The sequence below is a fragment of the Gordonia pseudamarae genome (assembly GCF_025273675.1).
Classification (GTDB): domain Bacteria; phylum Actinomycetota; class Actinomycetes; order Mycobacteriales; family Mycobacteriaceae; genus Gordonia; species Gordonia pseudamarae.
This window is the reverse complement of the sequence record NZ_CP045809.1, coordinates 3,054,632-3,068,834: the sequence shown is the minus strand read 5'-3', so window position 1 is coordinate 3,068,834 and position 14,203 is coordinate 3,054,632. Positions and strand designations below refer to the sequence as shown.

The 14,203-nt window shown below is 69.0% G+C and carries 13 protein-coding genes; 11 read left to right on the top strand and 2 right to left on the bottom strand.

Going from position 1 to position 14,203, the window contains the following annotated elements; genetic code table 11:
- The first annotated feature begins 59 nt into the window (after positions 1-59).
- The 3 genes from GII31_RS13455 (at position 60) to GII31_RS13445 (ending at position 3,878) form a co-directional block, all read left to right on the top strand.
- The gene (locus tag GII31_RS13455) at positions 60-1,118 is read left to right on the top strand and encodes a C40 family peptidase (protein WP_407649818.1); all 1,059 of its coding nucleotides are present in this window, start codon (positions 60-62) and stop codon (positions 1,116-1,118) included.
- Between the two features lie 64 nt (positions 1,119-1,182).
- Complete coding sequence (locus GII31_RS13450; protein ID WP_213243799.1) at positions 1,183-2,760, top strand: hypothetical protein; 1,578 nt, start codon at positions 1,183-1,185, stop codon at positions 2,758-2,760.
- Complete coding sequence (locus tag GII31_RS13445) at positions 2,760-3,878, top strand: glycosyltransferase family 4 protein (RefSeq protein WP_213243797.1); 1,119 nt, start codon at positions 2,760-2,762, stop codon at positions 3,876-3,878. The genes GII31_RS13450 and GII31_RS13445 overlap by 1 nt, the downstream gene beginning before the upstream one ends.
- A 31-nt stretch (positions 3,879-3,909) precedes the next feature.
- On the opposite strand, the gene GII31_RS13440 is transcribed toward GII31_RS13445, so the two are convergent.
- On the bottom strand, positions 3,910-5,814 hold the full coding sequence (locus GII31_RS13440) for an AMP-dependent synthetase/ligase (RefSeq protein ID WP_213243795.1): 1,905 nt from the start codon (positions 5,812-5,814) through the stop codon (positions 3,910-3,912).
- A 173-nt stretch (positions 5,815-5,987) separates the two neighbouring features.
- Between GII31_RS13440 and GII31_RS13435 the strand changes: the two genes are divergently transcribed.
- From GII31_RS13435 to GII31_RS13400, 8 genes are all read left to right on the top strand, one after another.
- Positions 5,988-6,398, top strand: coding sequence for a hypothetical protein (locus GII31_RS13435; protein WP_246221870.1), 411 nt, complete (start codon positions 5,988-5,990; stop codon positions 6,396-6,398).
- Positions 6,398-6,835, top strand: coding sequence for an SRPBCC family protein (locus tag GII31_RS13430; RefSeq protein ID WP_260839980.1), 438 nt, complete (start codon positions 6,398-6,400; stop codon positions 6,833-6,835). The genes GII31_RS13435 and GII31_RS13430 overlap by 1 nt, the downstream gene beginning before the upstream one ends.
- Entirely contained in the window at positions 6,811-8,154 is a 1,344-nt protein-coding gene (locus GII31_RS13425) for an ArsA family ATPase (protein ID WP_322973073.1), read from the top strand. The genes GII31_RS13430 and GII31_RS13425 overlap by 25 nt, the downstream gene beginning before the upstream one ends.
- A 257-nt stretch (positions 8,155-8,411) precedes the next feature.
- Positions 8,412-9,005, top strand: a complete 594-nt coding sequence (locus GII31_RS13420) for a hypothetical protein (RefSeq protein WP_246221869.1) — start codon at positions 8,412-8,414, stop codon at positions 9,003-9,005.
- On the top strand, positions 9,005-10,027 hold the full coding sequence (locus tag GII31_RS13415; protein WP_213243791.1) for an ROK family protein: 1,023 nt from the start codon (positions 9,005-9,007) through the stop codon (positions 10,025-10,027). Before GII31_RS13420 ends, GII31_RS13415 begins: the two co-directional genes overlap by 1 nt.
- Before the next feature lie 103 nt (positions 10,028-10,130).
- Positions 10,131-10,853 carry a lysophospholipid acyltransferase family protein gene (locus GII31_RS13410; RefSeq protein WP_213243789.1) on the top strand — a complete coding sequence of 241 codons (723 nt, stop codon included), beginning with the start codon at positions 10,131-10,133 and terminating at the stop codon, positions 10,851-10,853.
- Between the two features lie 10 nt (positions 10,854-10,863).
- On the top strand, positions 10,864-11,355 hold the full coding sequence (locus GII31_RS13405) for a polyadenylate-specific 3'-exoribonuclease AS (protein WP_213243787.1): 492 nt from the start codon (positions 10,864-10,866) through the stop codon (positions 11,353-11,355).
- Between the two features lie 72 nt (positions 11,356-11,427).
- Entirely contained in the window at positions 11,428-12,822 is a 1,395-nt protein-coding gene (locus GII31_RS13400) for a class II 3-deoxy-7-phosphoheptulonate synthase (RefSeq protein WP_213250366.1), read from the top strand.
- 69 nt (positions 12,823-12,891) lie between these two features.
- On the opposite strand, the gene GII31_RS13395 is transcribed toward GII31_RS13400, so the two are convergent.
- Positions 12,892-14,181, bottom strand: a complete 1,290-nt coding sequence (locus GII31_RS13395) for a protein kinase domain-containing protein (protein WP_213243785.1) — start codon at positions 14,179-14,181, stop codon at positions 12,892-12,894.
- Positions 14,182-14,203 lie beyond the last annotated feature (22 nt).

Below are 14,203 nucleotides of genomic sequence, written 5' to 3'. Positions count from 1 at the left end.
CAATAGTGGTACCGGAGGGGGCACGGCCGACATCGGTCGGGTGTCGCGATCGCCTCGCCATGTGGACAACAGCCCAGGAAGCGATCCGCCCGGCCGTGCCGCGGCTGTTGGCCGCCGTCACGGCCCTGATGGTGGCGGCCGTCACGATGACGATGACGGCCGCACCTGGCCGCACCGAACCCACCAGTTCGGCCGAGCAACTGCTCGTGCGCTACAAGAAGCTCGCGCGCGAGTCGGAGCAGTCCGCCGAGGCGATGCACAATGCGCAGATCGAGTACGACAAGCAGCGCAAGATCGCCCGTGACGCACGAGCCCGGTCCACACAGGCCGATCGTGTCCGCAACGACGCCGTGCGTGAGTTGGCCCGGTATCAACAGACCGTCAACGTGCTCGCCCGCGCCGGTTCCAAGGGGGCGCGCGTCAACCGCCTGTACGCGGTGCTCGTCAGCGACTCGCCGCAGTCGCTGCTCGACCAGATGTCCGGTCTTGAGGTCCTGTCGCGGCAGACCGCGGCCAACCTGCGCGGGCTGACCAAGGCCAAGCGGGAGGCGAGCTCCACCAAGGACGCGGCCGACCGCAAGGCGGCGGACGCCGACAAGGCGATGGCCAAGGTGTCCAAGACCAAGGGCGACCTCCAGTCGAAGCAGAGCACCCTGCAACTGCAGGCGATCCAGGTGCGCACCATCTACGAGTCGATGACCGGAAAGCAGCTGGCGGCGCTGCGCGGTCCGCGATTCACCTTCGACCCCCGGCTGCTGCCCAAGGGGACCGCCTACACGCTGGCCGCGGTCCAGTCGGCACTCACCAGGATCGGCGATCCTTACGTCTGGGGTGCGACCGGGCCCGATCAGTTCGACTGCTCGGGTCTGATGGTGTGGGCCTATCGGCAGGTCGGAAAGACGCTGCCGCGGTCGAGTCAGGCGCAGATGGGCGGCGGGACACCGGTGGACCGGTCCCAATTGGAGCCCGGCGACCTGATCATCTACTACCCGGACGCCTCGCACGTCGGGATGTATGTGGGCAACGGGTATGTGATCCACGCCTCGACGTTCGGTATCCCCGTCAAGGTCGTGCCGGTCGACGACGCGGGCCCGTACAACACCGCCCGCCGGTACTGAACGCCCAGACGTGCCCGACAATCCGGACGTGCCGAAAAGTGCCGATATACCCGATAACACGCACGTGCTTCACGCCGATCTCAGCCGTCGCAACCGGCTGACCGCGGCGGTGGCCGCGCTGCTGGTGGGGGCCGCGCTGGTCACCGGATGCTCAGGCGACGATGATGCGCTGCCGATTCCGTCGGGTGAGGTGACAACCACCACCAACCCCAACGTGTACGAACAGAACCGCGCAGAGGGTGTCAGCGCGTTGCTCGACGACCTCTCCGCGGCTCTCACCGCAGGCGACTCCGCCGCGTTGGCCCGGCTGATCGACCCCAGCGCCACCACGGTCTTCCGGACGAGACTGGAGACAGCGGCGGCGAACTTCGGGGCACCGGCGCCTCGCCCCACCAGTTCGTCCCGAACCCCTGAACCCCGAACCACTGAACCCCGAACCACCCCGCCCCAAACCACTACGCGATCGCGGGGGACGGGCGCCCCCAGTACCAGCGGCGGGTCGGCGGCACCGGAACCGGTCCGGACCTCCGCACCGGTCACCACGCCCGGCCCGTCCACGACAGCTCCGCTGCCCGACGACTCGCGGGGATCGGCGTTGCGCCCGGCGACCCTGCGGTATCAGCTCGTCCTTTCCGACGAGGCGGAAACCCAGGCGCCCGAGGCCGTCACCGACAAGCTGACCGATCAGGGCAGCTCCGATGTGTGGGTGGCCCCCGTCGACCTGCACTACGCACTCGGCGGCGCACGGGCCCCGGGCATCGACGAACCCGAGCTCGTGAGCTCCGAACAACTGGTGGTCGCCCGGTACGACGACAGCTGGAAGGTGGTGGGCGATGCCACCCTCGTCGGTGGGAGCGCGCCGCCGACGATGCTCTGGGAGCTGGCCGGCCTGCGCGTCGACGATGTGCCGACCAGCGGGGGCACGTCGGTGATCGCGTCGTATCAGGGCACCGCCGACACCGTCGAGCGGGTACGCGGCCTGCTGCCCGCGGCGGTGTTCGCCGTCCAATCGTTCTGGGGGACCGACTGGCCCCGCAAGGCGGTGATCGTCGTGACCCGGACACCCCGACAGTTCACCACGGTCTCGGGAGCGCCCGAGGCCGACGGCGCGGCCGCCGCGGCGACGGTGTTCGCCGGAATCGACGCCGACGGGACCGTCCGCGGGCAGCGCGTGGTGCTCACCCCGAATGCCCAGCGGATCCCGGCACCGGCCCTCGGCGTGGTGCTGCGGCACGAGCTCTCCCATGTCGCCACCCGGTCGATCACCTCCACCAAGGCGCCTCTGTGGGTCACCGAGGGGTTCGCCGAGTACGTCGGACGCAAGCAGACCTACCGGCGGATCGCCGACGCCGCCCCCGATCTGGCCGCCGAGGTGCGTTCGGGGTCGGTGCCGCGCACCCTGCCCGTCGACGCGGACTTCGCGGTCTCCGGTCTGCGGGCCGGTGTGGCCTATCAGACGGCCTGGTCATTGTGGGCGTTCGTGGCAGGCCGTTTCGGGGAGGGCACGCTCAAGAAGCTCTATCGCACCGCCGCCGCGGGCGATGCGTCCGCCAGTACCGGCGCGATCGCCTCGGTACTGAAGATCGACCCCGGTGACTTCGTCGCGCAGTGGCGGCGCTGGCTCGTCGCGGAAACCCGCTGATGCGCCGGACCCTGCTGGTCACCAACGACTTTCCCCCCCGGCCGGGTGGTATCCAGTCCTACCTGGAGAATCTGGTGGACCGCCTGCCGCCCGATCAGGTGGTGGTGTACGCCCCGCGCTGGCGTGGCTGCGAGGAATTCGACGCGCGCGTCCCGTACACCGTTATCCGGCACCGCACCACACTCATGCTGCCCTCGCCGTTCGTGGCGTTCCGTGCGGCGGCACTCATCCGTGCCCACGACATCCACACGGTGTGGTTCGGCGCGGCCGCGCCCCTGGCCGTGCTGTCGCCCGCGCTGCGCAGGGCCGGCGCCCGCCGGATCATCGCCTCCACGCACGGACATGAGGTGGGCTGGTCGATGCTGCCGGCCGCCCGGCAGGTCCTGCGGTTCATCGGCACCCACACCGATGTGATCACCTACGTCAGCAAGTACACCCGTAGCCGCTTTTCGGCGGCACTGGGTGCGCAGGCGGCCCTGGAGTACCTGCCGCCCGGTGTCGACATCGACCGCTTCACCCCTGATCCGGTTGCCCGGCACCGGATCAGGCAGCAATTGGGGATCGTGGACCGGCCGACCGTCCTGTGTCTGTCCCGACTGGTTCCCCGCAAGGGTCAGGACTCGCTGATCCGTGCGTTGCCGGCGATCGTGCGTGAGATCCCCGACGCGGTACTGGTGATCGCCGGCGGCGGACCCTACGCCGAGAAACTGCACGAGTTGGCCCGGACGAGTGGGGTCGACGACCACGTCGTATTCGCCGGATCGGTGCCCGTCGCCGATCTCGCGGCGTTTCACGCGATGCCCGATGTCTTCGCGATGCCCTGCCGCACCCGGGGCCGGGGGCTGGATGTGGAGGGTCTGGGCATCGTCTTCCTGGAGGCGTCCGCCTCGGGAATCCCGGTGGTGGCCGGTGATTCCGGCGGTGCGCCCGAGACGGTGGTCGACGGGGTCACCGGCCATGTCGTCAACGGACGTGACATCGACCGGCTCGCCGCCACCCTCGTGGCGATCCTGCGCGATGCCGACAAGGCCCGCGAGATGGGTCGCGCGGGAAGGCAGTTCGCGGTCGACCGCTGGCAGTGGCGGCACATGGCCGCGCGCCTGGACCAACTGCTGTGAGGGTGACATGGCGCCCGCTCGCAGGCGTCCCCTACTTCTGGTAGATCGCCTCGATGTCGGCGCTGAACTTCTCGGTGACCACGTTGCGCTTGACCTTCAGTGTGGGGGTCATCTCGCCGGACTCCTCGCTGAAGTCGGTCGAGAGGATGCGGAACTTCTTGATCGCCTCGGCGTGCGAGACCGTCAGGTTGGCCTCGTCGACCGCGCTCTGGATCTCGGCGTGCAGGTCCGGATCGTCGGCGAGATCGGCCACGGTGGCGTCGGCGGGTTTGCCGGCGCGTTCCTTCCACGACGGGAACGCCTCGGCGTCGATGGTGATCAGCGCGCCGACGAACGGCTTGGCCTCACCCACCACGAGGGCCTGCGACACCAGTGCCGAGGCGCGGATCACGTCCTCCAGGCCGGACGGGGAGACATTCTTGCCGCCGGCGGTGACGATCAGTTCCTTCTTACGGCCGGTGATCTTGAGGAAGCCCTCGTCGTCGATGGTGCCGATGTCGCCGGTGTGGAACCAGCGTTCGGTCTCATTCCCCGTCGGCGCGCTCGCGGTCGCATCTCCCGTCGCTGCGCCGCTCGCCCGGGTCTCGATTGCGGCGTCGGTGGCGGTGGGGTTGTTCCAGTAGCCGCCGAACACGACGCCGCCGTGCAGCATGATCTCGCCGTCCTCGGCGATGCGGGCACTGTTGCCGGGCAGCGGCCGCCCGACGGTGCCGATCTTGACCGCGCCGGGGGTGTTGACGCTGAACGCGGCGGTGGTCTCGGTCAGGCCGTAGCCCTCGTACACCGGGATCCCGACGCCGCTGAAGAAGTGACCGAGGCGGGCCCCGAGCGGCGCCCCGCCGGAGATGGCCATCTCGCACTGTCCGCCGAGCGCGGTGCGGAGCTTGCCGTAGACGAGCTTGTCGAAGAGCAGATGCTTGCCCTTGAGCACGATCCCCGCGCCACCGTCCTGCTGCGCCTGCGAGTAGGCGATCGCCGTGTCGGCGGCGGCGTCGAAGATCTTGCCCTTACCGCTGTCGTGGGCACCCTGGCGGGCGGTGTTGAACACCTTCTCGAACACGCGCGGCACCGACAGGATCGCGGACGGACGGAAGTTGCCGAACTCGGGGACCAAGTTCTTGATGTCGGAGGTGAAGCCGACCGAGGCGCCGCCGTCGATCGCCACGAGGGTGATGGCGTGCGCCAGGACGTGGGCGAGCGGCAGGAACATCAGCAGCCGCTTGCCCGGTTCGAGCTTCTGTCCGATACCGGTGGACAGCGCGGCCCGGCACTCGGAGAGCAGATTGGCGTGCGTGAGCACACATCCCTTGGGGCGGCCGGTGGTGCCGGAGGTGTAGATGAGCACGCCCGGATCGCTCGAGCGCAGCGATGCCCGGCGGGCCGCGACCTCGTCGTCGCCGATGCGGGCACCGAGCTCGGTGAGTTCGGCGATCGCGCCGAGGCCGTCGCCGGCGTCGATCTGGAATGCCCGCACGCCCGCGGCCGAGGGGGCGGCGTCGAACTCGGCCCGGTGACCGGCATCCTCCAGCACGATGGTGGTGGCACCGGAGTCGGTGAGGATCCATTCGATCTGGGTGGTCGAGGACGAGTCGTAGATCGGTACGGGCACCGCACCGGCGGCCCAGACGGCGACGTCGATGAGCATCCATTCCAGGCGGGTGCGACACAGGATCGCCACCCGGTCGCCGGGCTGGACACCCGAGGCGATGAACCCTTTGGCCAGCGCGGTGACCTGTGTCACGACATCGGCCGCCGAGACCGGTAGCCACTGAGTGTCGCGCTTGTCGAGGAATACCGCCTGGCCGGGGGAACGAGCAGCGATGTCGAAGATGATGTCGGTGCAGTTCGCGTCGTCTGCGATCGTGAAATCGGCGGGAACGCTGTATTCGGTGGTCAAGGTCGGCCTTTCGTCGCGGCGCTGTCGGTAGGCGTCCATCCGGGTGATCCGTGCTGGTCATCACGAATCGTAGCCTTATGATGCACGTCACTGAACGAACTTTGTACTTGCGAGTAGATCTGCGGAGTCCGCGTTCCGGACGAACAGGACATGAACCTCAAACTGCCGAGGTGTCTATCGGGTGCGCGGCGGGATATGTGAAGCTATGGGGTGTGACGAGCATTCAGGTGGCGGACCAGACCTTTGTCGCCGCAGCCCCCGAATTGGCGGCCGACGTCGTCGGCGACCGGGCGTCGTGGCGACGCTGGTGGCCGGACCTGCGGCTGGAGGTCGTGGAGGACCGAGGCGCGCAAGGCGTGCGGTGGAAGGTCTCGGGACCGTTGACCGGCACCATGGAGATCTGGTGCGAGGCGGTGCTCGACGGGTTCGTGCTGCACTACTTCCTGCACGCGGAACCCGTCGCCGCGCCACCCGCCGAACCGCGGGAGCTCACCCGTGTGCTCGCCGACAGCAACAAGGCCCTGCGGGTCGCCGGCAAGGTGATGTCGTTCGAGGTCAAGGACCGACTCGAACGGGGCAGGGCGGTCGGGGCCCCGGCCACCGCCCGGTCCGGGACCGCGTGATGGCCGACAGGACACAACGATCCGTCGTCATCGGTGCCGATCCCGGGCAGATCATGGCGGTGATCGCCGATTTCCCGCGCTATCCCGAATGGGTGTCGGCGGCGCGCGCGGTCGAGGTGCTTGAGCGCCTGCCCGACGGGCGTGCCACGCAGGTGCGTTTCGAGCTCGACGCCGGCGTCCTGCAGGACAGCTACGTCCTGGCCTACGAGTGGGGCTCCGGCGGCACCGAGGTGTCCTGGCGGCTGGTGAGCAGCGACCTGCAACGCGATCAACGCGGGCGCTACGTGCTCAGTCAGCAGGTCCCCGGTTCCACCAAGGTGACCTACGAGCTGATGGTCGACCTGCTGGTGCCGATGATCGGTCAGCTCAAACGCAGGGCCGAGAAGGCGATCACCGACATCGCGCTCAACGAATTGAAGAAGAGGGTCGAAGGCTGATCGATCTGACGCCCATCCACATCATCCTGGGGCCCGGGGGTGCGGGAGTGTCGTCGGTCGCCGCCGCCGCCGCCCTGCGGGTGGCCCGATCCCACCGTTCCTCCCGATCACCGGTCGTACGGCCCGCCACCGGCGACAACGACACCCTGCTGATCACCGTCGACCGCCTGTCGAAGACCGCTGGCAGGCTCGGGGTGTTCCGGCGTGACGGAGAGGCCGTCCAGGTCTCCGAAGGGCTGTATCTGCTGTCCTTGGACCGGCTCTCGCTGCTGGAGGAGACCTGGGCACAGTTCAGCTCGATCCTGGCCGAGGCGACGGCCCGGTCATCGGTCCGGCTTCCGGGCATGGGTGCGGTCACCGGGGTCGCCTCGGGCGAGTTGATCCACTTTCCCGGGATCGAGGACTTTCTGCTGCTGCGACGTGTGCGCGACGAGGCGACGCGCGGGCGCTGGCGCCGGATCGTGCTGGACTGCTCCGGTGGCGGCGACGCGATGGCACTGCTGCGGGCGCCCACGGTGCTGCATCAGATGATCAACCGCCTCTGGCCGAGGCATCTGCGGATCGCCGCGGCCGCCGAACGTCCGGTGCTGGCGCAGGTGTCGGCCGCGGTCGACACGATCGACACCGACTGTCTGGACGTGGCCGAACTGATCCGCGACCCGGCGATCGCGGCGGTGACGCTGGTGGTGACCGCCGACGATCGCGGTGCCGGACTGCTGGAGTCCGTCCTCGCCACGATCGACCTGATGGGTGTGGCCCTGCGGTCGGTGGTGCTCAACCACGCCGGACCCCCGCCGGGCGATCTCCACACGCTCCCGGACGACCCCCACACGCTCCCGGACGACGACGAGACGGCCGGGGACGCGACGGCCGGGGACGCGGCAACGGCAGCACCCGATCGGGTGCTGCGACAGATGCGGTCCGTGCTCGCACCCGACGAGGCCGACGGCGTGCGGGTCCACGAAGTGGGCACCCGGCCGCACGCGCTGGACAAGCCGGCCCGGCTGCGCAAACTGGACATCGGCCTCGACGAGCCGTCCGGGCACGGCCACGGATCGTCGTTGGTGCGGGTGCGCACACTGTCGGGCAGCGGAGTGGACTCCCGGTTCGAGATGGCCTGGCGCCAGCGGCTGCCCGACCCGGATTCGTTCGGGCTCGGCCGTGCCGGGGATGACCTGCTGGTGACCGTCGACGGATTCCGGCATCCGGTGCGGCTGCCGTCGGTGCTGCGCCGTTGCGAAGCCATCGACGCGCACTGGGACGGCGAGCGGCTGCGGGTGGTGTTCGCGCCGGATCCGGCCGTGTGGCCGGTCAGGTAGCGGCCCGCCGCCGGTGCGCCGACAGAACCGGAAACCGAGCGCTACTTCGTCCACGCACGACGGTCGGGGTAGCGTGATCACACCGGCCGGGGGCACATGATCACCACGATCGTCCGGAACGGTTGTCGGGGGACTCCGAATCCGGTCGGCGCGCGCCGACCGCCGCAGGACTCGGCCCGGCACGCCGATCCGACCCGGCACATGATTCTCAAGGCCCGGGAACACCGGCCGGACACGTGAGGACTCGGCACACGACGATGAGCAGCAACGGCGAGGACACCCGGGACGCCCACGAGAGCTCCTCGGCCGCGGGTGCGGCAGGAGGCACGGACATCGTCCGGGACCTGCTACTGGGCCTGGCGGCCAACATCGACACCATCGCGGCGATGTTCGCCCCGTCGGGACACCCCGCATCGCGCCCACCCGTGCGCGATCGCGCCACCCACGGTACGTCGTCCGGGCCGATCGCTGGAGCCGCGGCATCATCGACACCGGGATCATTCGGTGCCGCGCCCTCCGGGGGCCACGGTGGGCAGGTGCCGATCGGCGACTATCTCGCCGAGGCATCCGGGGAGATCGCCTCGCTCCTGGCCGAACTCGGTGATCTGCTCGCACGGCTGCTGTCGGCGTTGATCGCGGTCCTGGAGGCGGTGGTCCGGGCATTGCAGTCGGCGCCCGCACAACCGGCCGGGCCGCGACCCCAATCCGCGTACTCGCCGATCTCGGTGCGCATCGACCGCGGATCGGCAGCGCACGGCGCGCGCGGGACGTACGGTTTCCATGACACGGCGGGCGGCCGCGCGCATCCGGAGCCCGGCGTCATCGGAGTCGACCCGGACGAGGAGACGTGATGGGGACTTTGACGATCGGCATCGATATCGGCGGCACCAGTGTCCGGGCCTCCGTCGTCGACGACCGCGGTGCGATGCTCGACACGCTGCGCGCAGCCACCCCGCGGACCGCCGCCGCGCTCGAACACTGCCTGGATCGGCTTGTCGGCGAACTGGTGTCGCGGTGGGCGGTCAAGGCGGTGGGATTGGCGATCGCGGGCTTTCTGACAAGGGACCGGCAGATCGTCCGGTTCGCACCGCACCTGCCCTGGCGTGAGGCGTCGGTGGCGGCGGACATGTCGGCGCGGATCGGTCTGCCGGTGTTCACCGAACACGACGCCAACGCCGCGGCCGTCGCCGAATTCCGGTACGGCGCAGCCGCGCGCGGACACAATTCGCTGGTGCTGGCCATCGGAACCGGCATCGGTGCCGGACTCATCCTCGACGGCGAGATCTATCGCGGCAGTTTCGGCGTCGCCCCCGAACTCGGACATCTGACGATCGTGCCGGGCGGCCGCCGGTGCTCGTGCGGCAAGGCCGGCTGCTGGGAACGCTATTGCAGCGGAACGGCACTGGTCGACACTGTCATCGAATTGCTGGCCGACGGCGACTGGGGACGCAGCGCGCTGGCCGCCGACGTCGCCGCCGACCCGGGATCACTCACCGGCCGCCGGGTCGCCCGCGCCGCCGCCGACGGAGACGCCGTCGCCGTCGCCGCCTACTCGCAGCTCGCGCTGTCGCTGGGGCAGGGGCTGGCCATGATCGCCGACATCTTCGACCCGGACCTGATCGTGCTGGCCGGTGGTGTGGGTGCCTCCTCGGGGCTGTTCCTCGATGAGGCCCGCGAACACTACGCCAGGCTGGTCACCGGCTCCGGCTACCGGCAGCTGGCCCGGATCAGGGGCACCCAGCTGGGTGAGGCCGCGGGTGTGATCGGCGCGGCGGAAGTGGCGCGGCAGGGGATCGGGGCCACCGACCCGCGGTTTGTCACTGTTGCCGCGCCCACCCCCATCCGTGCGCTCGGGGAGCCGGGCCGTCGGTGATCAGGTCGGTCGGCGATCGGGGCCGACACCGCCGGGTGCCCCGGCGCGAGGCCGGGTAATGTTTCTCGGGAGTTGAAACGGCGCGGCGACAGGGAGCACGGGGATGTGGTACTACCTCTTCAAATACGTTTTGCTGGGCCCGATTCTGCGAGTCATCGGGAGGCCGCGCATCGAGGGCCTGGAGAACATTCCCGACACCGGGGCGGCCATCCTGGCCAGCAATCACCTCGCGGTGATGGACAGTTTCTTTCTGCCGCTGATGGTTCGGCGGCGCATCTACTTCCTCGCCAAGAGCGAGTACTTCACCGGAACAGGGCTCAAGGGCGGCTTTCAGCGGTGGTTCTTCACCGCGGTGGGACAGATCCCGATCGACAGGTCCGGCGCGCAGGCCGCGGCGGGTGCGCTGACGGCCGCGCGATCTCAGCTCGACAAGGGTGAACTGATGGGGATGTACCCCGAGGGCACCCGGTCGCCCGACGGCCGTCTCTACAAGGGCAAGACGGGCCTGGCCCGGATCGCGCTCGACGCCGGTGTGCCGGTGATCCCGGTCGCGATGATCAATACCCACAAACTGAACCCGCCTGGTTCCGTGCTGCCCAGGCCCGCCAAGATCGTGGTGAAAGTGGGTAAGCCGCTCGACTTCTCGCGGTACGACGGATTGCAGGGCAACCGGTTCATCGAGCGGGCCATCACCGACGAGATCATGTACAGTCTGATGGAGCTGTCCGGGCAGCAGTACGTCGATGTGTATGCGGCGTCGCTGAAAAACAAGCCGGCACAGTCGGATTCGCCGTCCGATGGCGGCAGCACCCCGGCCGCCGCGTGACGGTCGCCGCATGAAGTTCTTCTACGACACCGAGTTCATCGAGAACGGTTCCACCATCGACCTGGTGTCGGTGGGCGTCGTCAGCGCCGACGGACGCGAGTTCTACGCGGTATCAACCGAGTTCAACCCGGATCGGGCCGGTGACTGGGTACGCGCCAATGTGCTGCCCAAGCTGCCCTCACCGTCCTCGCGGGCCTGGCGATCGCGCAGCGCCATTCGTGATGACCTGCTCGAGTTCCTCACCGCCGACGGATCCGACATCGAACTCTGGGCCTGGATCGGCGCCTACGACCACGTGGCCATCTGCCAGCTGTGGGGCACCATGACCGCGCTGCCGCGGCCCATGCCGAGATTCACCCGCGAACTCAAACAGCACTGGGAATCATCGGGCAAACCGCCGCTGCCCCCGGCACCCGACGACGCGCACGACGCCCTCAGCGACGCCCGCCACAATCTGCGCCGCTGGGAGGCGATCGAGGCGGCCGGATTCATCACCCGCTGACATCGGGTGCCCGGCGACCGTCCGGTCGGCCCGGTGACCGGACCCACCGATCAGGTCGTCTACCCTGGTCTGGTGGTGAACTGGACCGTAGACGTTCCGATTGACGAGCTTCCCGAACTGCCCCCGCTTCCTGGTGACCTGCAGGCACGGTTCGACGACGCGCTGAGCCGACCCGCCCTGCAGCAGCCGAGCTGGCCGCAGGACGAGGCACGTAAAATGCGCACGGTACTCGAGAGCGCGCCCCCGATCTGCATGCCCGCCGAGGTCGAATCGCTGTCCGCGCAGCTCGCCGAGGTCGCCGAAGGCCGGGCGTTCCTACTGCAGGGCGGTGACTGCGCCGAAACGTTCGCCGCAAACACCGAACCCCACATCAAGGCCAACATCCGGACTCTGCTGCAGATGGCGGTCGCGCTCACCTACGGTGCCAGCGTGCCCGTGGTCAAGGTGGCCCGCATCGCCGGCCAGTACGCCAAACCGCGCTCGGCCAACACCGACTCGCTCGGCCTGCTGTCCTACCGGGGCGACATGGTCAACGCCTTCGAACCCGACGAGCAGGCCCGCGTACACGACCCGTCCCGACTGGTGCGCGCCTACGCCAACGCGGCCGCCGCGATGAACCTGGTGCGCGCGCTCACCAGCTCCGAAGCCGACCTCTACCGCGTCCACGACTGGAACCGGGAGTTCGTCCGGACCTCGCCCGCCGGAGCACGCTACGAGGCGCTCGCCGCCGAGATCGACCGCGGCCTGCGGTTCATGGACGCCTGCGGGGTCAACGACTCCAGCCTCAAGAGCGCGGCGATCTTCGCCTCGCACGAAGCGCTGGTCATCGACTACGAACGGGCCATGCTGCGGCTGGCCGACCACCCCACCGGCGGCGATGACAAACGACTCTACGACCTGTCGGCGCACTTCCTGTGGATCGGCGAACGCACCCGCCAACTCGACGGCGCCCACATCGCCTTCGCCGAACTCATCGCCAACCCCATCGGCGTGAAGATCGGCCCCACCACGACCCCCGACGAGGCCGTCCAGTACGTCAAGAAGCTCGATCCGCACAACACGCCCGGCCGCCTCACCCTCGTCGCCCGGATGGGCAACGGCAAAGTGCGCGAAGTCCTGCCCGCCATCGTCGCCGCCGTCGAAGCCACCGGTCACAAGGTGATCTGGCAGTGCGACCCCATGCACGGCAACACCCACGAATCGTCCACCGGATACAAGACCCGGCACTTCGACCGCATCGTCGACGAGGTGCAGGGATTCTTCGAAGTCCACCGCGCCCTCGGCAGCCACCCCGGCGGAGTCCACGTCGAACTGACCGGTGAGGACGTCACCGAATGCCTCGGCGGTGCGCAGGACATCTCCGACCTCGACCTCGCCGGCCGCTACGAGACGGCCTGCGATCCGCGACTGAACACCCAGCAGTCGCTGGAGCTGGCATTCCTCGTCGCCGAGATGCTCCGCGGCTGACCTCACGGCACCGGCACTCCCGCCCGCGCACAACGCCCGGGAGGTGACCGCCGGTGCTGGCCCGGCCGGTCAGTGGAACAGGCCGCCGCCCACCCACCAGCCGAGACCGCCGACCGCCAGCGCCACGAGCACCACGGTCAACAACCACATCACCGTCGTCAACGTCGACGCGGCCGCCTTGAACGTCGGCAACTCGACATCGGCGACGACATCGGCGTCAGCCGACCCGGACACGTCCGGCTCCCACACGGCCGACCCCGACATGTCCTGACCCTCCCCTGACACAACCGCCGACCCCCGGCGATCGGCGTCAGGCCCGCCCGGCGCACCAACCGGATCGGCCGGCATGCTCAGCGCAACCGGCGCCGGCGGACCCACCGGCCTCCGCACCCCGGCACCACCCGAACGATCCGCCAGACCCGACGGAACATGCGGTTGCGTCTGCACCGCACGATTGCGGGCGACCATCATCCGCTCCGCCGACCGGCGCGGCGCCGGAACCGTGAACGCGGGCAAACCCAACTCGTCAGCCGCCCGCACAATCGCCTCCTGCATCGCGAACCCATCCGGATAACGCAGAGCAGGATTGCGCTCGGTCGCCCGCAACACCACCTCGTCCAACTCCTCCGGCACCCCCGCGATCACATCACCAGGAGCGGGCACGTCATAACTGAGCCGCTGATAGGCCAGCGATAGCGGCGTATCACCCCGGAACGGCGTACGGCCGGTCAGCATCTCGAAAAGCAACACCCCGGTCGAATACACATCACTGCGCGCATCCGCCGTCGTCGACTCCACCTGCTCCGGCGACAAATACGCCGCAGTCCCCAAAATCACACTCGCCGACGTGACACCGGCCTCCGCCACCGCCCGCACCAAACCGAAATCGGCGACCTTCACCTCACCGTCATCAGAGATCAGCACATTCTCCGGCTTCACATCCCGATGCACCAGACCCGCCCGATGCGCGGTCCCCAACGCGCCCAACACCGGATCGGCCACCGCCACCACCGCATGCGGCGGCATCGGACCACGCTCACGCAACAACTCGCGCAAACTGCCGCCCTCGACCAACTCCATCACCAAAAACGCGATACCGTCATCGACACTCTGGTCGTACACCGCCACCAGCCCCGGATGACGCAGACCGGCAACCGCACGCGCCTCGAACTCGAAACGGCGCAAAAACAGCGAATCCATCCCATAGCGGGCATCCATCACCTTGATCGCGACCGCACGAGCCAACCGCAGATCCATACCCAGATACACCGCCGACATGCCACCCCGGGCAATCAACGCGTCAATCCGGTACCGGCCCTCCAGGGCCGTGCCGATAAGTGGATCAGCGGAAGCGGTCACGCAACAAGAATCTACCGGTGCC

What these genes read in the sequence shown, in the direction of transcription:
- GII31_RS13430 (WP_260839980.1), top strand. Translation starts at nt 6,398, where the DNA reads ATGGCCGACAGGACACAACGATCCGTCGTCATCGGTGCCGATCCCGGG.
- GII31_RS13410 (WP_213243789.1), top strand. Translation starts at nt 10,131, where the DNA reads ATGTGGTACTACCTCTTCAAATACGTTTTGCTGGGCCCGATTCTGCGA.
- GII31_RS13420 (WP_246221869.1), top strand. Translation starts at nt 8,412, where the DNA reads ATGAGCAGCAACGGCGAGGACACCCGGGACGCCCACGAGAGCTCCTCG.
- GII31_RS13455 (WP_407649818.1), top strand. Translation starts at nt 60, where the DNA reads ATGTGGACAACAGCCCAGGAAGCGATCCGCCCGGCCGTGCCGCGGCTG.
- GII31_RS13405 (WP_213243787.1), top strand. Translation starts at nt 10,864, where the DNA reads ATGAAGTTCTTCTACGACACCGAGTTCATCGAGAACGGTTCCACCATC.
- GII31_RS13440 (WP_213243795.1), bottom strand. Translation starts at nt 5,814, where the DNA reads ATGGACGCCTACCGACAGCGCCGCGACGAAAGGCCGACCTTGACCACC.
- GII31_RS13445 (WP_213243797.1), top strand. Translation starts at nt 2,760, where the DNA reads ATGCGCCGGACCCTGCTGGTCACCAACGACTTTCCCCCCCGGCCGGGT.
- GII31_RS13415 (WP_213243791.1), top strand. Translation starts at nt 9,005, where the DNA reads ATGGGGACTTTGACGATCGGCATCGATATCGGCGGCACCAGTGTCCGG.